Origin of the sequence: Novipirellula methanifontis (assembly GCF_052161655.1) — a bacterium.
Taxonomy (GTDB): Bacteria; Planctomycetota; Planctomycetia; order Pirellulales; family Pirellulaceae; genus Novipirellula.
In genome coordinates, this window is sequence record NZ_CP197418.1 from 903,195 (window position 1) to 924,409 (window position 21,215).

Consider the following 21,215-nt stretch of genomic DNA (forward strand, 5'->3'; position numbering starts at 1 on the left):
GTGTGCCCCACGAGCTGATCTTGAATCCCCCCACGCCACACGCACGCACCCCCTACCGAATTCGCTCGGTACTCACACAAGCGAAGTTTTAGCCTGGATGCACCGCGTCATTCAGCGAAAACCGCTATCATGATCAAGCAGAGCAACGAAGAGAAAAGCCTTGAAAAGAAAAGTCAAAAACGGGCCAAGCCAAATTGCCTAGGCTACTCAAAAGGTGTCCGGCACATCCCCCAACTCCACAGCGAGCTTCGTGAGGAGAGAAGCGGCTTCTCATGAACAAGGGGCTGGAATCCAAGTCGTCTCAGGACCTAAAAGATGTGCGGACTAGGTCCCTGTGTTCAGCTCGATAGAGCGCCCACGTTGAATTTTACTTTAACCCTCACCTCGGAAGACGACTTCTCGACCTTCACCCCACAATCGGTCAAGAATCACCGCAGTACCCTGTTCCTCGGCAGCCTGCCTATCCGCAGCCTGAACTGGAATAAGCCACAACAAGTGGATAGGCTCACCATCTATATCGCCCAAGGCAATGCAGGGACAATTCGGTGGCGTCATCGTGAGTAGCACAGCCGGATAAGTAACTCCACAGTCGTTCGGCATTGAATCGCATGGAATACTGTGTCCTTCTCCAAGGCAAGTATTGAGTGTCCACGGCAAATTTGTCTGCGCACTGACGTAGGCGCCCAGTTTCATCACTGCGTCTTCGCCAAACTTCTTGTCGATTGAAATGCCGAGTTCAATTCGTCTCGGAGCTTCTGGCCTTATCTCGTCACGATCGGTACAGGGTTGCGGTCTTATCGATACCCCAATCGACAACAAGGTATAGGAGTCTTCGTTTTCGAATAGAGCGAGAGCTTTTGGTGGCCAATTCCCTCCGTCGATAGAGAAGTATCGTGTGTGTGGCCCAAACACTACCTCCAGTGAATGGATCATCGTTTCTTGGAAGGGAGCCCAAATGTCCTCATCCCATTGGCGCCACCACCTTTCGGAATCCTCGATTCGCTTTCGTAAGGCATTCATTTCCGTCAACGGCCAAGCGTGAACAGACTCGCCAGTACAATCTCGTGCGTACCCCGAAAATCCACTCTGCCCCGCCCAGTGCGGAATGATTGCGATGGGGTCGTCATTTTCGAGCAATGCAGCACCGTCGCCGGAATCAAACCAAACAACTCGTAGTTGCTCGGCGACTAGGGGTTTGCTGCCTTCTGGATGATTGCAGAAACGCGCGTCTTGCATAGGGGCCCGCCCCGCTAACATCGACTCCCGATCGGTAGACTCTGGAGCTGGCGCCAAATTGCGTACCCAGACGGGGCGAACGTTTCCCTCCTGAAACAAATAGAAGGTACAGACTCGCGAGTCCTGCTCGACGACTGCCTGGAAATTTCCATGTGGGGAGACCTCTTCTAGCAACACTTGAGGTTCATCAGTCATGGGCGTTCTCTGGTGAGAAAAGTTTACACTTCGAAAGGCAACTTGGCACATCTGATCATACGTGACAAGTCGATAGATTCTAGCAACTGAGAAAAACGTGCCAAACAAATGAGGCGTTCACGGTGGGGCAACCAGAGGACGTAAACGAAGCGGTAGATGTGATCAACCGAAAGACACTCCAGCGACGAAGCCATGCCCTTTTAGCAAGCTCGTGTTAGCGGTCATGTTGACTCGCCAGAGAATGTCCCATTCACGATGACACGCAAGCCGACCACGCAGAATTCGTGCCGATTCGTGCTAATTTGTGGCCAACCAAACGCCAACCAATCATCAGCCACGGATTAGCACGGATCAACACGAATGAGTACAGGGCAAAGATTCGTGCATGCGACACAGAGCGAACCGCCACCGAGGCGACTCACTACCTTGGGATACCAATCACGAAGTGATGACAGGCATCAGCCACGGACGCAAGTCCGTGGTTATGGGGCAGGGATGTCTTGGGCAAGTCGCGAAGCGACGACAGGTGATGACTAAAAAGTTGGCCGACCCACTTGTAGCTAAAAGTCGGAGTTAATCCGCCCGAGCGGAAAATTTATAAAGGTGACGATCGCGGTGAAGATAAACCAACCGGGAAGCGTAAGAATCGCGAGAAAGAACCCGCCGAACAAGCGGTCTCGGACCAAGAATGCGCGAACCCAGATTGCAACGGCGTAGAGCCAGACCAGCGGCATGGTGAAGTTGAACGCGGCCATCCCGAACTGTTGAGCGACCCGGACGTGAAGGAACTGCTGGCAGAATTCAAGAGTCAAATGCCGTCGCTCAATGACTGGACGTAGCCGATTTGAAATACAGGTTGGAAATGGCCGGCAAAAACCGTGGGGCATAGAAAGGATTTTCTAGGGTGAGCCAGTTCACAGCCATTCCTTCACTCAATCTTCATAATTCCAACATCTGATTTTCGCCAAGCTTTTGCATAATCCTGCTCGATCTACAGATCGCAGGATTTGGCTTCTCTTCCTGCGCGAGAATGGAACGATTGTCGCTTCAACTCACCCCACTGTTTTTTTGCTGGCACAATAAATGACCTGTAAAATGGCTCTGATTCGATCGTTTTTCAGCATCGGAATTGCGACGCTGGGTTTTGGCGGGGCTGCGGTCAACGCGGCAACGCCCCAAATTGAACTGGTTGGGAAAGTCGCGATCGATGGCGATCGACGCGATAACAGTCGTGATCCGCAAAGGCTCGAAGACGGCTCGATGACCGATCAATTCGGCGGTCTTTCTGGAATCGAATACACGGGCACCGGAAACCGTTTTTTGCTGCTCGCCGATCGTGGCGCCGGTGATGGCATTGTTAACTATCCGTGCCGCTACCACGAAGCCGATCTCGTCTTAGACCCAACGACGGGGAACATTTCGTTTGATCTCAAGACAACACGAATGCTCAGCACGCTGACTGGCGAACCACTTGTGGGTTCGATCGAGGCGCATGAAAAGCACCTCAATGCAAAGGATCCCCATCACACTTGGACCGCGTTTGACCCCGAAAGCGTGCGTCTGCTGCCCGATAAATCATTGTTGATCAGCGACGAGTATGGACCTCATATTGTCGTCGTTGATGAATCAGGACGCATCTCGAACGAATTCACCGTGCCGGACAAGTTCCGTTTGCGAAGCCCTGAAAATGGCACCTTTACCAAAGGGGTTTACAGCAACCGCGGTTTGGAAGGGATCGCCGTCACGCCGAGCGGCAGTCGCATGATTGCAGTTCCGCAGAGCCCGCTGATCCAAGACGCCGTGATCGAAAACGGATATTGCATGGGGCTGAATTGTCGCTGCGTTGTCTTTGATGGCAATCACAACTGCATCCGTGAAATCGTTTACCAATTAGATGATCTTGCCAGCGGCACGAGCGAAATTTTGGCAATCGACGAAGACCGCTTCCTTGTGCTGGAACGTGATGGCAAGGCGGGAAGCGAAGCAAAGACGAAAAAGATCTTCTTGATCGACACCACCGACGCCACGGACGTCACCGACATCGAGTCGTTGCCGAAGACGGACCTGCCGGCGTCTGTCATTCCCGCACGAAAGAGTTTGTATCTCGATTTGCTCGATGCCAAGTTTGGTATCGGCGGCGAACACGCTCACGAGAAACCCGAAGGCTTGTGCTGGGGGCCTCGTTTGGTCGATGGTCGACGCACGCTTTGGGTATGCTGTGACAACGATTTCGAGAAGTCGGTTCAAACCGAAATCTATTGCTTTGCGATCGACGGATTGGATCGTTAAGCGGATGGTGACTCCAGCGTCGCTCCGTTTCCGGGAAAGCAGTTCAATAGGAGTCATTCCACATAATGATCTGAGCCGACGGCGCTAGCCGCGGGCATGTTTCCTGCAATATTGACGGGCCCGCGGCTAGTGCCGTCGGCTCACAAATGGATCGACGTTTCACCGGTATATACCGAACGACCTGCTTAGCGGAACTCGTGCGAGAGTTTTGATCGGCTACACAGCTGGTCGAAAGTCTTGACGACTTCCGCTACGAGTCATCCCGCCATTTAATACTAGGCGGCGCTGCGCAAGGCTTCGTCGCGGTGACCCACCACGTTTTCACCGATCCAATTTGCGGCTTTTGCCGTCGCACCGCCGCCGGCATGTTGGCGGCACAGTTCATCGATCGCCTTGAGCGTTTGGCGATAATAGAATTCGTCGTGCAGCATCGCACCGACCGATTGCGTCAGAAAATCGACGGCCGGCTGAGTCGATCCGACTGAGATAAACTCGGGAAAGACTTTGCGTGGACTCATCAAGTTCGGTAGCGTAATCGAGTCGAGTTTGACGACCATTTTTGCGAACGCGTACAGAAACCGACCGATGCGGTAAGTGACTGCTGCGGGCGTTCGCCGAGCCATCAACTCCAAGCTCACCGACCCGCTGACCATCATCGCGCAACGCGCTGCTTGGATCACTTCGCTGGTGCGGTCGACGTAGAATTCGATTGGCAAATCGGCATCTGCCTTGGTCAATTGATTGCGGCACCATAAACAGTGTCGATCACGATAGGCCGCGACTAGGAATTTTGCCGCAGGATCGGTTTTCGCCAGCTGACGAATCGACTCGAGCATCACGGGCCATGTGCGATGCACTTCGTGAGTCCGCGAGCCAGGCAGCACGGCGACAAGTTGATCACCCGATTCGGCTTGTTTGGCAAATCGAGCGAGCAATTGTTCGTCAAGCTTTGCCAACGCGACCGCGTCAAAGAACGGGTGTCCGACGTAGGTGGCGGGAATGTTGTGTTTGGTAAAGTAAGTCTGTTCGACTGGCAAGACGGTTAACACGTGATCGACAAGGCGCCGCATCTTCCGCACTCGCCAACCGCCCCAGGCCCACAATTGAGGCGGGCAGTAATAGTAGACCGGGATGCCGTAGCGTTTTGCTCGTTTGGCGATGTGCCAATTGAATCCGGGAAAATCGACAAGCACGACAGCGTCGATCTCGCCCGATTTGAAAATCGCTTCGGCTTGATCGGCGAAACCAAAGAACTCACGCAGTTTTGGCAGGACTTCGAGGATCCCCACCACCGCGTGTTTGGTTAGGTCCAATTCGATTTCGCAGCCTGCCGCCTGCATCGCCTCGCCACCGAAACCAGTCGTCTGGATCTCGGGATACGATTGCTTCAAATGCGTGATTAAGCGAGCGGCATGCTGGTCGCCACTGGGTTCACCAACAGAAAAGAAGATGCGTTTGGACATGTCTTCGGGGTGGGTTGGCGATACGAGGATGTCGCAGGGATCCGACCTTTGGGGATTTCTCTATAGGCATAGCTAGAAAATTAGCGACGTAGCGTCAATGTGAATTTTTCAGTGGGCGTCTACGGTCCGGCCTACAATTCAATGAAAGCAAAAAAAACGACCCGGTCAGGGAAATTCCCCGACCGGGTCGTTTAGGTCACGTCTAATAGCTTAGTGGGCTACCTTTGTAAGCATTTTTCAGCGAACGTAGCTTGCACTAGCTTGAATGACGCGACGCTTGGTGGTCACGCTAGCACTTGGATCAACGATCGGTGCTGGTGGCATTGGAGCTGCTTCCATTGCTGGAGCTGCAGTCGGTGCCGATTGGTAAGGAGCGGAGTACTGAGGAGCCGAAGCTCCACATCCGCAGCCGCTGTCACAGCCGCTGTCGCAGCCACTGTCACAACCTTTTTTGCAGCCAAGGTTTCCAAACAACTTGGTCAAAAGACCAGGTCGTTTGATTCCACAACCGCTGTCGCATCCGCTGTCGCAGCTAGCAACTTCACAGCCACAGGCAGGAGCTCCGCAGCTGCTGTCGCAGCCCGAGTCGCATCCGCAGCCATTTTTGTGCGAGAACAACTTCGACAGCAAGCCGCCACATTGTTTCTTGCCACAAGGCGAGTCACAGGCGTTTACTTCGCAGCCACAAGTAGGTGCTGATTCACATCCGCCACAAACAGGTGCTTCGCAACCGCATGCTGGCTCTGCACATCCGCAAGCCGACTTGTTACCGAACAGGCCACAACCCGATTTCTTGCCGCACGACGGTGCATCGCATCCGCCACAGACAGGTGCTTCGCAGCCACATGCTGGTTCTGCACATCCGCAAGCGGACTTGTCATGACCGAACAGGCCACAACCGAGTTTTTTGCCACATGAAGGTGCTTCGCAACCGCAAGCGGGTTCTGCACATCCACAAGCTGGAACTCCGCATCCGCCGTCACAGGCAGGTGCTTCGCAACCGCATGCAGGTTCTGCAAAGTGGCCGCCTAGAAGGTTGTGGCCGCCCTTGAGCAAGCCACATCCCGATTTTTCACAACCGCATGCTGGTGCTTCGCAGCCACATGCTGGTTCTGTTTCACAACCGCAAGGGCTGTCACAGTTATATGCTGGTGCATCACAGCAGCTCGTTGAGCTGCCGCAGCCTTTAACGCCAAGCATCCGATCCAAAAGATCGAATCCAAAGCTTTGGCTGCAAATTGAACTACCCAATACGAGGGTCAAAGTTAAGATTGTCCGCTTCATTGGAGCCACGTCTCCCTTTATGCCATTTTCTGCGGGGTGTTGGTCGGCATTTCGTAAAAGAGTTCGATTGCTCGTTATTCAGGTAAGCGGAAGGTCCAGTCGTCGAACGAAGTCGCCGACGATCACACCTTATCACTCTTTCAACAAACTCCAACGTTTCGGGTGCGAGCACCCGGCCCGCCGACTTCGTTAGCTTGTTGTGAACCTGAATTCATCGCCGCCGCAATCAGAAATGAATCTGACGTTTTGGGATGAAGTTGAGTAACCGACCACTAGTTGGGTCGAAATACCTTTTCGCCTCGACATCCGATATCGAAGCCTTCTATTTTGCCTCGCTAAAACTTGGCTCACACTCGATGGTGTGAAGCCTGCGTTAGCGGGACAATAACGATATCGGCGCACGGTGCCCTCAGAATCAGTGATCCGAACGATTTTCAGGCGCTTGGAAGGGTTTGACGGCTAGGCAAAAGCGACTCGATTTTCCTGCAAAACCGACTGTGACTATTCTGCGCATGGCATCTTAGGCAAGATCGGTATAAACTAATGCAATTGCCGGGTTTTGCCGCTATTTTCCAACAAACGCTCACCTCCATATCGCCTTCCCCCCCGGTGCATTGCCCACCACCTGCGTTTTCCTGCCCCCCAAAGAAGGCACTTTGATCGGGACGACCTACCGGCTAGTACCTTGCCCCCCGGCGAATCGACCTTTCAGACCTTCGAATCAAAGACCTCGCCCCCCGAACGAACCCAGAACAAGCAGATTGACAGCGTGAATCGAGCGAAAACTGCCCCACAAATCGTCGACCTGACCGCTTTACCTGCGGTGCCATGCCCATGTGGCGTCGCGCGTCGTGCGTTTGAGGGGCGCCCCGAGTTTCCAGGGACGGTTCACCTGACCGAAATCACCCGCGATGCTCGGACCCACTACCACAATGAACACACCGAGGTTTACGTCGTACTGGAATGCGAAAGCGATGCTGCGATCGAGCTTGATGGAGTCCTTCACTCAGTTCGCCCCTTAACTGCTATCCTGATTCCTGCGGGCGTTCGCCATCGCGCCGTAGGCGAGATGAAAACCATCATCGTATGTTCCCCTAACTTTGACGCCGTCGACGAACACTTTGACTTGGAATAGACGTCCGGGCAAGTAAATCACGGCCATCGGTATCCACCGTGTGGCTAGATTCTGAGCCCGGATACGAATGAGAGCCTATTGGACTGTGGACGCGCAAGTCGTCGCAGGACACGAATAATCACACCGACCTTCCCTCAAGAGAGTTTCGATGCAATCCCCGTTTCAAATGCCATCGCTTATCCGAAAGAGTTGGTTTGCTGGTTCCATGCAAGCCCTGCTGATCTTTGCCATTGCTGTGATCTGCGTCCCCCAGCCGGTCCAGGCTGATAACGCTGGCTGGCCGTATTGGCGTGGCCCGCATTACAACGGTTCCGCCAACGCATCCAGTTTGCCCGAGGATTGGGATCCCGATGGGGGCGAAGGTAGCAACGTGCTGTGGAAACGCGACGACATCGGGGGGCCATGCACCCCAATCGTAATGAACGAGCGACTCTACACGATCCAACGAGCGTTGCCAGGAACCGAGCGAGAATCCGAGAAAGTGGTCTGCTTGGATGCCAAGACAGGCAAAACGCTCTGGGAAAACCAATACAACGTCTGGCTTTCGGATGTTCCGGCCGAGCGAATCGGATGGAGCAGCGTCGTCGGGGACCAGGAAACCGGCAACGTTTATGTGCTTGGCGCTTGTGACATTTTCATCTGCATCAACGGCGAAACCGGCGAAACCGTGTGGCAGATCCCGCTGCACGAGCAGTTTGGAATGCTCAGTACCTACGGCGGACGAACCAATTTCCCCATCATCCATGAAGATCTTGTCATTATCAGCGGGATCATCATCAACTGGGGCGAATTTGCGAAACCGAACCATCGTCTATTGGGATTGGACAAGCGAACCGGCGAAATCGTCTGGTTCAGCGGCACACGTGATTTGCCGTATGACACAACCTACTCGGCTCCGAGCTTGGTCACGATCGATGGCCAACGCCAACTGATCCTCGGCGCCGGCGACGGTGCGATCTGGGGATTTCAGCCACGAACGGGCAAACCGCTTTGGAATTTCGCGCTTTCACGCCGCGGCATCTATGCCACACCGATGGTCGTTGGAAACCACGTTTTCGCGGCTCACAGTGAAGAGAATGTCTCAGGTAGCTCGATGGGAGCCATCGTCGCACTGAAAATTTCGGGCTCGGGCGATGAAACCAAGGCCGAAGAGGTCTGGAAACGCGAAGAAGTGGTCGCGGGTTACAGCGAACCTGTCTTTGTCGATGGCCGCGTCTACTTGGTCGACGACCGTTGCAAAATGTGGATCTTTGACGCCGAAACCGGCGAAACGATCGTCGAGCGCAAAGCGTTTGTCGGCAGCCGTCAACGCAGTGCCTTGCTGTATGCCGACGGAAAAATCTATGTGTTGACCGAAAATGGCCGCTGGGCTGTCGTTAAACCGACCGAAGACGGCTTCGAAGTGCTGAGCAAGGGACGCGTCGATGACGCCGACTTCGCTGGATCGCCGATCGTAGCCGATGGACGACTGTATTTCCCTGGCTCGAAGACGCTTTACTGTGTCGCCACCGAAAATGGCACCCAAGAGAGCGTCGATATGGCCAGTTCAATGGGCGAGGAGACTCCGGTTTCGAAGAACCCCGATGTGGCTCAAATCTTGGTCGTTCCTGCAGAATCGATTGTCCAACCAGGTGAATCGGTTGAACTAAGTACCCGCTTTTTCAATCGGATCGGTCAACCACTCGACGTGGATGCCGACGTGACATTTGAAGTCCAAGGTGCTGGAAAAATCGAAGGCTCGACCTTTACCGCCAATGCCGATGCCTCGCACACCGGCGTCGTGATCACTGCGAAATCAGGGAAAGCGACGGGAACGGCCCGCATTCGCATCGTTCCTCCGTTGCCATGGAAGTTCACTTTTGATGGCTTGACCGATCCCCCATTGTCGTGGGTCGGTGCCCGCTATCGCCACGTGATTCGCGATGTGGACGGATCGCCGGCACTCGTGAAAATCTCGACGATTCCCAAGGGAGCACGCAGCCGTTCGTGGATGGGGCCAAGTGATTTATCGGAATACACCATTGCGGCGGATGTTCGCGGGGCTCGCGACAATGACAAGCTGCCTGACATCGGGTTGACCGCTCACGGATACGTCATGGACTTGATGGGTCAGAGCCAACAGCTTCAAATTCGGACTTGGTCGGCTCAGCTACGCATGGCAGAAACGATTGACTTTCCTTGGAAGGAAAACACGTGGTATCGCATGAAATTCCGTGCGGAAATCGAAAGTGAACCGCCAGCATCGGTCACTGTGCTGAAGGGCAAAGTTTGGCCTCGTGACGAGCCAGAACCCAAGGAATGGACGATCACCGCCCGTGACGAGTCCCCCAACCTTAACGCGAGCCCAGGTCTTTATGGGAACGCAAAAGACGCTGAAATTTACATCGACAACGTCGAAGTGACCGCAAACGAATAGCACGTTTGCCGGACGTCACTAGAATGAATGCTCGGCAAGGCAGATTCGAAACCTTTGGGTTTGCCTTGCCTCACCCCCTCCTGAAACAAACCTCTCGCTCAAAAAACTTCTTTCCTTATGAAAAAGAATGAATGGTCCGCATGGACTTTGATTTTCGGTGCTACCGTTTTTGGCAGCATTACCTCGGTCGTGCTCAGTGGTTGTAAACCGCCTGAAGCTCCCGGTTCGATTGAAATCGCAGCGGACGATCTGGATCTGGATATCGACCAAGGCGACATCGAGTCGAGCAATACGACCGCCGCGACGGTAGAAACGCCCGCGGTAGAAACGCCTGCGGTAGAGATGCCTGCTAAAGAGGCACCAGCCAAAGAGGCGCCTGCTGCTAAACCAGACGAGCCAAAGGCTAAGGAAGCAAAACCTGAAGACAAGGCAAGTTCGGACGCGGCTAAACCAGCTGCCCGAACACTCGTCAGCACAAAAGCCGACACCAGCGAAAGCATCACGCCTGAAAAGATACTCAGCGCCGGCGGCGACTGGCCACAGTGGGGTGGTACGCGTTTGCGTAACAACACGCCCAACGTCGAAAACCTTCCCGAGTCGTGGGACATCGGCAAATTCGATCGCAAGACGGGCGAATGGGATAAAGAGAAGTCCGAAAATATCCGCTGGTATGCCAACCTGGGTAGCCAAACCTACGGCAACCCTGTCATCTCGGGCGGCAAAGTGTTCGTAGGAACGAATAACGGAGCGGGTTACCTGAAACGCTATCCATCGACCGTGGATCTTGGATGCCTACTCGCATTTGACGAATCCAACGGCGAATTTCTGTGGCAACATAGCAGCGAAAAATTGATCACCGGCCGCGTCCACGATTGGCCGCTACAAGGCATCTGCTGTGCTTCGATGGTCGAAGGCAACCGATTATGGTTCGTCACCAGCCGCGGCGAAGTCCGTTGTGTTGACACCGAAGGATTTCACGATGGCGAGGACGACGGTCCGGTCAAAGACGAAGTCGCCAACGTCGCGGAAATCATGAACGCTGGCCCCGGTGCCAAACCATACGCCGATACACTGGCCGGTTTGGGCGAAGGCAAACTGTCCGACGCTGCCAAGGAATCGCTCGATCAAGCGGGCGAAGCTCTTGAAGGCGACGCGAAGATCAAAGCCGTGGCCGAAGGCAAAGTTTGGGCGGTAACCGGCAAGTTCGGTGGCGTCGAGCGAACAATTACCGTCAAAGCGATCGGCCCTAAGCTGATTTTCACCAAAACGCTCGGGGTGGATGACAAACGCGATGCGGACACAGTCTGGGTTTACAACATGATGAGCGAGCTCGGTTCGAGCCAGCACAACATGTGTGCCTGTAGCGTGACTGCCTACGGTGACTTGTTGTTCGTTAACACCAGCAACGGCCTGGACGAATCGCACATCAATCTGCCAGCCCCCGATGCGGCCAGCTTTATCTGTTTGAACAAAAACACCGGCGAACTTTACTGGACCGACAACGCTCCAGGCACCAACATTCTGCACGGACAATGGTCCAGCCCGATGGTGGCGGAATTTGGTGGTGTGCCTCAAGTCTTGTTCGCGGGCGGCGATGGCTACCTTCGCAGTTACCGGGCCGACCAGGGCAAAGACGGCAAACCCGAGTTGTTGTGGGAATTTGACGCCAACCCTAAAGAAACAAAGTGGATTCTTGGCGGTGAAGGAACTCGAAACAATTTGATTGCAACTCCGGTTGCCTACGACGGATTGGTCTACATCGCGGTCGGCCAAGACCCCGAGCACGGTGAAGGCGAAGGCCATCTGTGGTGCATCGATCCGACCAAACGAGGCGACGTTTCGCCACAATTGGCCGTCAAGATCGAAGCCGATGGCTCGCGGACCCCGATTCCTCACCGTCGTATTCAAGCGGTGGATCCGAAGAACGGTGAAGCTGCGGTGGACAATTCCAACTCGGCCGTAGTGTGGCACTACAGCATGGCGGACCAGAACGGTGACGGTGATCTCGACTTCGAAGAAAAGATGCATCGCAGCTGTGGCACCGTGGCCATCAAAGATGACATTCTTTACATCGCCGACTTCTCAGGATTGGTCCACTGTCTGAACGCCAAGCCAAAAGAGGATGGAACGCCCACCGTTTACTTTACCTATGACATGTTTGCCCAGAGCTGGGGCAGCCCGCTGATCGCCGATGGACGTGTCTTTATCGGTGACGAAGATGGCGACGTTGCGGTCTTTGAATTTGGTCCTGACAACAAGGAACCCATGGACGAAATCAACATGGGAACCAGTGTTTACAGCACCCCTGTGGCCGCCAACGGCACGATTTACATCAGTACGAAGGACAAATTATTCGCGATCGGAAAGACCGGCGAATAACCCGCGTAGGAAGTGATCTTCGGCCAAAGTTCGGCTGAGTGGTGAATTCTGGTGCCATAATGGAAGTCGCAGCCCTTTGAAAACGAGGTCGCTGCGACTGTTCCATTTAGCAACCGCCTTGTCGTGCTCTGCGACATGGCTAATCTCTAAAGTTTCTCAGTATCGGCAGCTTCGCCCGACGACACCCGTTTGTTCGGGGGGCAGGACGCCGGGACCCGACTTGCATAAAATTGGTTTGATGATGTCTAAGTTGCTCGTGGATTGCGGAAATTGCGGTCCAGACTTCAATTCGATTCGGCGAATGGTTTCCTCGAACTTCAAAGCCTCCGTGGTGCAAACCCACGGGCTCGAAGACACGCTGGAAACGCTTCGCACCCGCAAAGTCGATCTTGTCACGGTCAATCGCAAACTTGATCGCGACTATTCCGACGGATTGGAGATCCTGAAAAAGATCAAAGCGGATCCCGAAGTGGGTTCGATACCAATCATGTTGGTGACCAATTACGAAGAACATCAACAAGCATCCATCGATGCCGGGGGCGTGCTCGGTTTCGGAAAATTATCAATCGATGACACGAAGACGCGTGAATTGCTTGAGCCGTATCTGAGCGAGTAAAACGATGACAGGTCCTTTTCGTAAACTGCTTTCCGCCAAAATCCATCGCGCGACCGTCACGGGCGCGGATGTTGATTACGAAGGCAGTGTGACGATCCCTCCCGAATTGCTCGAAGCCTCAGGCATATGCGCCTATGAATCGGTGCACGTTTGGAATGTGACTCGCGGCACTCGCTTGGAAACGTATGCGATCCCGGGGATTCCTGGGTCGAGTGACGTTTGCATGAATGGCGCGGCGGCTCATTTGGTGCACCCAGGTGATCGAGTCATCTTGGCGACCTATACGATGGTCCCCGAAGACAAAGTGGCGGAGCATCGCCCGCGATTGGTATTCGTCGACGCCGAGAACCAAATCAAGCATTTGGGGCCCGAAATCGCCGGCCCGCAACGTCGTGATGCAGCCCCAAACGGCAAATCGTCCGAAAACGCCAAAGCGGTCGAAACCGCAAAGGGTTGCTAGGTGCAACACGCTTCGGGCATGCTGACCATCGCGATTCTCGTCGGCCTCGCCGCAGGCTGTGTGCTTGGGGTTCAACCGAGCGTGAATGGATCCCTTAGCAAGGTGTTGGCTCACCCCTATCAAGCGGCGTTAATCTCGTTTTCGGTCGGCACGGCACTGTTGTTGATTCTGTGCCTTTTTACCGGTGTTTTTCCTCCGTCATTTCAATCGACGCCCGGGCAATTACCATGGTGGATCTGGTCGGGCGGTGCGATCGGAGTGGTGGTCGTCACGACGTCGCTGTTCTTTGTCCCCCGTGTTGGCTCGGTCCCGTGGTTTGCTGCCGTCATGACAGGTCAAACTTTGGCGGCTATTTTACTGGATCACTATGGATGGATGGGCAATCCGCAAGCCACGGCGTCACCGCTGCGGCTACTCGGAGTCGCCTTGCTCGTTGCCGGTGTTTTGGTGATTGCCCAAGCCAAACGTGGCGAACAGGCTGCAAAACGCAGTGTACAAAACGCTGAACTAAGCGAGCAAACGCTTTCAAATTCCGCAAATCTGACCTCATCCCCGGTCGTCGAATCGACGAATTCCGAGTAAACAGGGGCTAAACAGCGGTAATTAAGGTTGAGGCAAAACAGCCCGAAAACTATTTTATGGCGAAACCACACCCGCCAATGACCGGAAAATGAAGTACCGACAACTCGACAAAATCACCTCCATTGAACCTGGAGTCCGAATCACGGCGGAGCGAACTCTCCACGCCGATGAAGAATATTTGCTGGACCATTTTCCCCGTTTTCCGGTTATGCCGGGGGTAATGATGCTCGAAGCCCTGCACCAAGCGGCAATTTGGATGATCCGCACTGGCGACGGTTTCGAGAACGCGCTGGTCATCTTGAAGGAGGTCCGCGGCGTCAAATTTGGCGACTTCCTCTCGCCGGGTGAAACACTGAAAATCAACGCCGAAGTGATCAAAAACGACGGTGACCTGACCACGGTCAAGGCGACGGCACAGAAAGAGGGACGCACGACGGTTTCCGCTCGTCTGGTGCTACAGCGTCGTTCTTGCAATGATCCTAAACGATTAAAGACCGATGAAGACGTTCGCCGACGTGCGAAAAAGCAATTTGACGAACTGTTTGGCTCGATTGATCTGATTCCAGCCGATGCTGCGAGCTAGGCTTGAACGAGTCGCCACGAGGCTCGGCCCTTGTTGCCAGGCTCCTCGAGTGACTTCAAAAATACAATTTACGCGTCTGAAAATGACGCATCCCTATCGCTCCGTTTATGTGAACAGACCTTAAAGGATCCACTCGATGGCACTTTCCCAAGAAGAGATTTTCGAAAAAGTACAAGAAGCCTTGATCGACGCATTGGGCGTGGATGATGACGAAGTGACTCGCGAAGCGACTTTGGTCGGCGACCTGGGTGCCGAGTCGATCGACTTTCTTGATATCGTCTTCAAACTTGAAAAAGCGTTCGATATCACGATCCCTCGTGAAGAACTTTCGCCTGAAGACGTTTTGACCAACTCGGAATTCGTCAAAGACGGCGTTGTTACTGCCGAAGGCATGGCCGAGCTGAAGCGACGTATGCCTTGGGCCGATCTTTCGGAATTCGAAAAGAATCCTCGCGTTCAGGACTTCGGTAACCTGCTGACCGTAGGCGACCTGTGCAACTACGTCGAAACTAAAGTCGGAGCGTAGTCGTCGATGCGTTGGCTTTGGATCGATCGTTTTACTGAGTTTGTTAGCGGCAGTCATGCCAGCGGGATTAAAAATGTCTCGCTGGACGAGGAAGTCGTGGATGAATACTGTCCCGGCTACCCGGTGCTGCCACCGACGCTTGTAATCGAAGGCATGGCCCAACTCGGCGGCATTTTGGTTTCTGAGTATTATGGTTTTGAAAAACGATGTGTCTTAGCCAAAGTTGGCAAGGCGATCTTTCATGAACCGGCACGGACCGGTGACCAATTGCGATACCACGTCAAAGTCGAATCGCTGCAGGACACCGGTGCGACCGTGACCTGCGTCAGCCACATTGACGAGACGTTGCACGCTGAGATCGACTTGATGTTTGCGTTCTTAGACCAAGATCGCTTTACCACGGGGCCGTTATTCGGACCCGGTGACTTAGAATCGATGTTGCGTCTGATGAACTTTTTCCACGTGGCGGTGAAAGCAGACGGAACCCCGGTTCCGATCTACGATAACCTCTAAACCAATCTGCTTTACTTCTCTGTTTGTTTTCCTGTTTTCACTCTCCACACCCAAGGTTTCCCCATGCGTCGCCGAGTCGTCGTCACTGGTATCGGAATGATTAACCCGATGGGCCATGACGCTGCGACCGTATGGTCGGGGCTGAAAGAAGGCAAAAGCGGCGTTGCGAAAACAACGTTGTTTGACGCCAGCGGCTTTCCCACAAAGATCAGTGCGGAAGTCAAAAATTGGGACGTCTCGAAAGTGGGTGAGTCGATCGAGCAGTGGGAAAACCGCGGCCGACACACTCGTTTTGCCATCGGTGCGGGCAAGCAAGCGATGCAAGACAGCGGCGTGATGGACTCGATCACCGATCCCGTTCGTTTCGGTGTCTACATGGGCAGCGGCGAAGGCAATCAGGATTTCCAAACATTCAGCCGTATGATGTCCGCGGCATTGGCCAGTGGCACGTACGACGCAGCCAAGTTCGTTGGCAAAGGACTCGAGCTGCTCGATCCCGCTAAAGAACTCGAGCAAGAACCGAACATGCCTGCGGCTCACTTGGCCGCGATGTTCAACGCTCAAGGCCCCAACCTAAACTGCTTGACCGCCTGTGCCGCCAGCAGCCAAGCGGTCGGTGAAGCCACCGAAATCATCCGCCGGGGCGATGCCGACGTGATGCTCGCCGGTGGAACCCACAGCATGATCCATCCGCTCGGCGTGACCGGATTCAACTTGCTAACCGCGCTGAGCGAAAGCAACGACGAACCAACCAAGGCAAGCCGTCCGTTTGACCGTTTGCGAAACGGATTCGTTCTTGGCGAAGGATCGGCAATGGTCGTGCTCGAAGAACTCGAAGCCGCCAAACGTCGCGGAGCCACGATCTATGGCGAAGTCGCCGGTTACGGAACCACTGCCGATGCGTATCGCATCACCGACATTCCACCGGATGGCCATGGCGGGATCGCGGCAATGCGAATGTCAATCGCTGACGCTGGGTTAACGCCCAATGACATCGGTTACGTCAACGCACACGGAACCAGCACCACGGTGAACGACAAAGTCGAAACCAAAGCGTGCAGGGAAGTGTTCGGCGAAAACGCGATCAACACTCCGGTCAGTAGCACTAAGAGCATGATGGGACACCTGATTGCGGCAGCCGGCGTGACCGAAATGATTGTCTGTTTGATGGCGATTCGCGACGGAGTGTTGCCACCAACGATTAACCAAGAAAACCCCGACCCCGACTGCGATTTGGATTACATTCCCAACGTCGCTCGTGAAGCGGACATCCGCTACGCGTTGAACAACAGTTTTGGTTTCGGCGGACAAAACGTCACGCTGTGCCTGAGCCGTTTTGACGGTTAGAGATTGGGGCCACATTGATTCCGAGGTAGCGAGACTCGCCATGAGTTTCGTTCACGCTCGGATCGCCGAAAGTCTTGGCGACATTCGCTACGACCACCGCTACAAACAGCGAGCATGCAACCATGAACGCGTTCACCGATTCGGAACTGGCGGCTTTTCTGGACGAAGCGTTACCGGCAAACCGTAGCTCGGAACTCGAACAAGCGTTACGCAGTGACGCCTCGCTACGCAAACGGTTGGTCGAAATCCAAGGGCGTGACGCTGCGGGACTGCATACGATCGCGGGAATTTGGCGACGCGAACGGCTGTCGTGCCCCTCACGGTCGGAACTCGGCCAATACATTCTTGGCACGCTTGATGCCGAACCGAGTGACTACATCCGCTTCCATCTCGAGGAAGTCGGATGTCGCTACTGCCAAGCCAACTTGTTGGATTTGCAAGAGGCTGCTCAGGATCAAGCTCAACCGGTCGTCCGCCGTAGTCGGTTCTTTCAAACCAGTGCCGGCTACCTGCGAAAAGAATAGCGAGGGCACTACACCTCGCGATTACCTTCCCGTCGATCCGCTGGTCGCCGGCACACGAAACGGCACACACGCTACGCCGCATGGTGCATCATTTGCTCGAGTCGATCGAGTGTGGTGACCATTTGGTTCCACTCGTTCATCACTTCTAGCGTCGACATGATGGAGGCGTCGCTACGATCAAAGCCTCGTTCGCTGATCGTGATCCGCTTGGTCAACATGATCACGGTGCTCATTTCCGAACTGTCACGGTCGGATTTTGATTGCGAAAACTCGTCGTCGACGGGCAATACTTGCTGCATCGCTTCGTGGACGGCCCAAATTGCAGCTTTGCGGCTCGATTCTGCTTGAACGACGGTACGCAAATTTCCAGATTGAACGTAAAACTTAGCCATGATCAAACTCCGCAGGATGTTTTGTGTTTTTGATTTTGAAGAGGTGCCGCTTTCGGCTACTTACTTCATCGCATCCGCGGTGACACGTTAGGTCAAAACGCAATAAAAAGTTCAAAAATGTGGGATAGGCTTCCAGCCTGTCATCCGGTTTACGTTAGCAAAATGAGGCCCGCGGCTAGCGCCGTCGGCTCACATAGACGCTGAAAACGAAAAAATGGGACAGCCGAACTAACGTGTTTTCTGTCAAGATGCAGCATTCAGTCGAATCACCGATTTCCAAGAGCAACTCAATGTCTAACGCAACGACTGGCGACTCGTTTGATGTCATCATTGTCGGTGCGGGGCTGGCCGGACTCTCCTGCGCCGTCAAGCTTGCCGAGGCGGGACGCTCGATCACGGTACTCGAAGCGAGTGATCGCGCCGGAGGCCGAGTCCGCACCGACCATATCGATGGCTTCACTCTGGACCATGGTTTCCAAGTGTTATTGACGGCGTATCCCGCCTGTCGCGAACTGCTCGATTACAAACAGCTCGAGTTGTGTCATTTTTCCCCTGGAGCAATGATTCGACAGAATGGTGGATTTTCGCTGTTGGGTGATCCGTGGCGGCGTCCTCTGGAAATCCCCGCCACAGTAAAGAATCCAGTCGGATCGCTGTCGGACAAATATCAGATCGCGAAACTGCGCAGCGCCAGCCAAGCTGGGTCGCTGGAGGACGTCTACGCTCGAGCACAAACGACCACGATCGAGCGACTGAAGGCGGATGGTTTTTCAGACCGCATCATCGACCAATTCTTTCGCCCCTTTCTCGGCGGGGTGTTCCTCGACGAATCTCTCGAAATGCCCAGCAGGATGCTTGAGTTTGTCTTTCGCATGTTCAGCCAAGGTCGCGTCTCGGTTCCCGCGGGTGGGATGGCCGAGATCCCACGACAACTTACCGACCGATTGCCCCGTGGCACGTTGCAATTGAAAACATCTGTCGCGGGACTGCAGCCTGGATCTGCCGAACCGACCGTCGAATTGACCGACGGTCGCACCCTGCGGGCCAAACAGATCGTGATTGCCACCGAGAGCAGTGCGGCGGCGAGTCTGCTCGGGGATGAATCCCTAGAAACCAAGTGGTCGGGAACCACCACAGTTTATTACGGGGCGTCCGAAGCACCGATTCGTCGACGACGTCTGCTGCTACGAGGTGACGAGTCGGGACCGATCCAATCCGCCGTGGTCATTTCCAACGTCGCGCCGCGCTACGCACCGAGCGGCCAACACTTGATTTCGGTCAGCACCGAACTGAGCCAAAACGTCGATCCGGATGTTCTGGACAACTCGCTCCGCACTCAATTGACTCAGTGGTTTGGCGAGCAGGTCGACGTCTGGAAACGGCTGCAAATCTATCACGTGCCATTTGGACTGCCCAAGCTAATGCTCGATCCCGTGGTGCAGCCCGTTGTGACGGACCGCGAAGGGGTCTTTGTGTGTGGCGATCACCGTGAAACGCCAAGTATCCAAGGCGCGATGAACAGCGGCCTGCGTGTCGCCCAGGCGATCTTGCGTTAGTGGTCAATACGTGACCTTTTTCATTCCAGCCTGACATGGCAAATATGCCTTTCGCTACAAGCAATGTGGGATAGGCTTCCAGCCTGTCATCGAAAAAAGTCGCCTTTCGCTCTGCGAAAGTACGCTCAGTAAACGCAACTTTTGCGGAGCAAAAGGCGACTTTCAGGTGCCATCGTTAAATAGATTCACAGCCTTTACGGGAAGATGACAGGCAGCATGTTTGGGATACTGATGACAGGCAGGATGCCTATCCCAATTTTCGGCGCTGCTACAATGAAGGAAGGATGATCACGAATTGGGTCGTGGTGTTCCTTCCTCGCTGTAGTGCGGAGCCCGATGACCATGCCCGAATCGCAATTGTCGGAATTTGATTGGAAATGTCAGCCACAGGCTGCCATGCTGATCGATCAATGGACCGAAGAGTTTATTCGTGACAATCGCTTTGTCGCTGATTTGCGAACACGAATGTTGCAGGAAACGGGGACGCGGTTGAGCGATTGGCTTGATCACTTTTCATTTCCGTTTTCGGTGGAAACTGAATCGCTGCTTTCACAAACCGGTTTTCATTTGTGTCGTGAACCTGGGGATCCGATTTGGCGGCACCCAGACGGTTTATTTCCTGATGTTGTGCTAGGCCGTTTCCCCAAGCGACGACTGGCCATCCAAGTCGAATCGGTGGCCGATTTCCTAGTCGCTCATCGCATTGCGACTCCGATTCAAGGATTGCCCTTTTCGCCACTTCGACTCGCGTGCGTTTCGGAAACCGAGTCGACAGAGTTTTGGGTGGTCGAGCGACATGGGGATGTCGGTTTCAAGCCGAGTGAATCGGCCGTGCCCAACGTGCCCGCAATCCTGCAGCACCAAGAGGCGTTCTTGTTACGGAAGCGTGACTTTGCTTCGGACGAAGATGGCTTTTCCCATGCACGGGCGTTGATCGATGCGGCCAAGGAGGATCTCGGTCAGGATCGCACTTGCGACTTATTCTTTGCTGCCGAACGCCGCTACTGGGAAAGCCGCAACAAGGCAGCCCGTGTTCAAAAATCACGCCAAGACGAACTTGGACTCGGCTGGGCCAATCATGACCATCACACCTACCGCAGCAGTCGCCAGCACTTCACTCGCTTGATCGCGTTACTGGAACAACTCGGGTTTGAGTGTCGTGAACGGTTTTATGGAGGTGCCGAGGCGGGTTGGGGAGCTCAGGTGTTAGAGCAACCCGCAACTGGGGTGATCATTTTTGCCGACGTCGATTTGACCGCTGAAGAGGTCTCGGGCGATTTTGCTCATGAACCGCTGCCGCACCGCGATCAACTTGGCACCGTCGGGCTGTGGTGCAAACTGCACGGCGAAGCCGTCTTGCAAGCAGGTATGCACCATCTGGAATGCCAATTCGATTTTGATGCCGCACGCACTCAATTGGCAGAGCGAGGCATCCAAACGATGGCTCCGTTCACCGACTTCGATTTCTTGAAACAGGCGTTTACGCAAGGCGAGGTTTGGCCGGTCGCAGACGAGCGGATCGAGCAAGCGGTCGATGAAGGCGTCATCACGGCCGAGCAAGCCGAGCGGTTCCGCAAATCGGGCAGCATCGGTTCGCACTTGGAAATTTTGCAGCGTGACGATGGCTACAAAGGATTCAATCAAACGGGGATCAATGAAATCATCCGTAAGACCGATCCTCGATACGCCCATTAGCGCAATGCAGTCTTTGATTTTGGT

19 protein-coding genes are annotated in these 21,215 nt (G+C 54.4%); 14 read left to right on the top strand and 5 right to left on the bottom strand.

Annotated features, from left to right (window positions below; translation table 11 throughout):
* Positions 1 to 372: 372 nt before the first annotated feature.
* Positions 373 to 1,431, bottom strand: a complete 1,059-nt coding sequence (locus tag SH528x_RS03185) for a suppressor of fused domain protein (RefSeq protein WP_442509087.1) — start codon at positions 1,429 to 1,431, stop codon at positions 373 to 375.
* Positions 1,432 to 1,991: 560 nt separating this feature from the next.
* Complete coding sequence (locus tag SH528x_RS03190; protein ID WP_442509088.1) at positions 1,992 to 2,186, bottom strand: hypothetical protein; 195 nt, start codon at positions 2,184 to 2,186, stop codon at positions 1,992 to 1,994.
* A gap of 340 nt (positions 2,187 to 2,526) precedes the next feature.
* Here SH528x_RS03190 and SH528x_RS03195 point away from each other — a divergent pair, with 340 nt between their 5' ends.
* Positions 2,527 to 3,720, top strand: a complete 1,194-nt coding sequence (locus SH528x_RS03195) for an esterase-like activity of phytase family protein (protein WP_442509089.1) — start codon at positions 2,527 to 2,529, stop codon at positions 3,718 to 3,720.
* A gap of 275 nt (positions 3,721 to 3,995) precedes the next feature.
* On the opposite strand, the gene lpxB is transcribed toward SH528x_RS03195, so the two are convergent.
* Complete coding sequence (lpxB, locus tag SH528x_RS03200; protein WP_442509090.1) at positions 3,996 to 5,183, bottom strand: lipid-A-disaccharide synthase; 1,188 nt, start codon at positions 5,181 to 5,183, stop codon at positions 3,996 to 3,998.
* A 671-nt stretch (positions 5,184 to 5,854) separates the two neighbouring features.
* Positions 5,855 to 6,202 (bottom strand): hypothetical protein, encoded by a 348-nt coding sequence (locus SH528x_RS03205; protein WP_442509091.1) that lies wholly within the window; start codon positions 6,200 to 6,202, stop codon positions 5,855 to 5,857.
* 1,034 nt (positions 6,203 to 7,236) lie between these two features.
* Between SH528x_RS03205 and SH528x_RS03210 the strand changes: the two genes are divergently transcribed.
* The 11 genes from SH528x_RS03210 to SH528x_RS03260 all read left to right on the top strand — a co-directional run bounded on the left by SH528x_RS03210 (position 7,237) and on the right by SH528x_RS03260 (position 17,548).
* Complete coding sequence (locus SH528x_RS03210) at positions 7,237 to 7,602, top strand: cupin domain-containing protein (RefSeq protein ID WP_442509092.1); 366 nt, start codon at positions 7,237 to 7,239, stop codon at positions 7,600 to 7,602.
* 148 nt (positions 7,603 to 7,750) lie between these two features.
* Positions 7,751 to 10,018, top strand: coding sequence for an outer membrane protein assembly factor BamB family protein (locus tag SH528x_RS03215; protein WP_442509093.1), 2,268 nt, complete (start codon positions 7,751 to 7,753; stop codon positions 10,016 to 10,018).
* A 117-nt stretch (positions 10,019 to 10,135) separates the two neighbouring features.
* Entirely contained in the window at positions 10,136 to 12,397 is a 2,262-nt protein-coding gene (locus SH528x_RS03220; RefSeq protein ID WP_442509094.1) for an outer membrane protein assembly factor BamB family protein, read from the top strand.
* Positions 12,398 to 12,635: 238 nt separating this feature from the next.
* Complete coding sequence (locus SH528x_RS03225; RefSeq protein ID WP_442509095.1) at positions 12,636 to 13,013, top strand: response regulator; 378 nt, start codon at positions 12,636 to 12,638, stop codon at positions 13,011 to 13,013.
* A 4-nt stretch (positions 13,014 to 13,017) separates the two neighbouring features.
* A complete protein-coding gene (panD, locus tag SH528x_RS03230; protein WP_442509096.1) occupies positions 13,018 to 13,473 on the top strand; it encodes an aspartate 1-decarboxylase in 456 nt (151 codons plus the stop codon).
* A complete protein-coding gene (locus SH528x_RS03235; RefSeq protein WP_442509097.1) occupies positions 13,474 to 14,055 on the top strand; it encodes a DMT family transporter in 582 nt (193 codons plus the stop codon).
* A gap of 88 nt (positions 14,056 to 14,143) precedes the next feature.
* Positions 14,144 to 14,638 carry a 3-hydroxyacyl-ACP dehydratase FabZ family protein gene (locus SH528x_RS03240; RefSeq protein ID WP_442509098.1) on the top strand — a complete coding sequence of 165 codons (495 nt, stop codon included), beginning with the start codon at positions 14,144 to 14,146 and terminating at the stop codon, positions 14,636 to 14,638.
* A gap of 136 nt (positions 14,639 to 14,774) precedes the next feature.
* The gene (locus tag SH528x_RS03245) at positions 14,775 to 15,164 is read left to right on the top strand and encodes an acyl carrier protein (RefSeq protein ID WP_442509099.1); all 390 of its coding nucleotides are present in this window, start codon (positions 14,775 to 14,777) and stop codon (positions 15,162 to 15,164) included.
* A 6-nt stretch (positions 15,165 to 15,170) separates the two neighbouring features.
* The gene (locus tag SH528x_RS03250; protein ID WP_442509100.1) at positions 15,171 to 15,677 is read left to right on the top strand and encodes a 3-hydroxyacyl-ACP dehydratase FabZ family protein; all 507 of its coding nucleotides are present in this window, start codon (positions 15,171 to 15,173) and stop codon (positions 15,675 to 15,677) included.
* A 63-nt stretch (positions 15,678 to 15,740) separates the two neighbouring features.
* Positions 15,741 to 17,024, top strand: coding sequence for a beta-ketoacyl-[acyl-carrier-protein] synthase family protein (locus SH528x_RS03255; protein WP_442509101.1), 1,284 nt, complete (start codon positions 15,741 to 15,743; stop codon positions 17,022 to 17,024).
* 122 nt (positions 17,025 to 17,146) lie between these two features.
* Positions 17,147 to 17,548, top strand: a complete 402-nt coding sequence (locus tag SH528x_RS03260; protein WP_442509102.1) for a hypothetical protein — start codon at positions 17,147 to 17,149, stop codon at positions 17,546 to 17,548.
* 71 nt (positions 17,549 to 17,619) lie between these two features.
* Here the strand turns inward: SH528x_RS03260 and SH528x_RS03265 are convergent, their stop codons facing one another.
* Positions 17,620 to 17,940: a hypothetical protein gene (locus SH528x_RS03265; protein ID WP_442509103.1), complete on the bottom strand. Its 321-nt coding sequence runs from the start codon at positions 17,938 to 17,940 to the stop codon at positions 17,620 to 17,622.
* Positions 17,941 to 18,230: 290 nt separating this feature from the next.
* Here SH528x_RS03265 and SH528x_RS03270 point away from each other — a divergent pair, with 290 nt between their 5' ends.
* Together SH528x_RS03270 and SH528x_RS03275 are read left to right on the top strand one after the other, a co-directional pair.
* The gene (locus SH528x_RS03270; RefSeq protein ID WP_442509104.1) at positions 18,231 to 19,496 is read left to right on the top strand and encodes an NAD(P)/FAD-dependent oxidoreductase; all 1,266 of its coding nucleotides are present in this window, start codon (positions 18,231 to 18,233) and stop codon (positions 19,494 to 19,496) included.
* A gap of 342 nt (positions 19,497 to 19,838) precedes the next feature.
* On the top strand, positions 19,839 to 21,191 hold the full coding sequence (locus SH528x_RS03275) for a hypothetical protein (protein ID WP_442509105.1): 1,353 nt from the start codon (positions 19,839 to 19,841) through the stop codon (positions 21,189 to 21,191).
* Positions 21,192 to 21,215 lie beyond the last annotated feature (24 nt).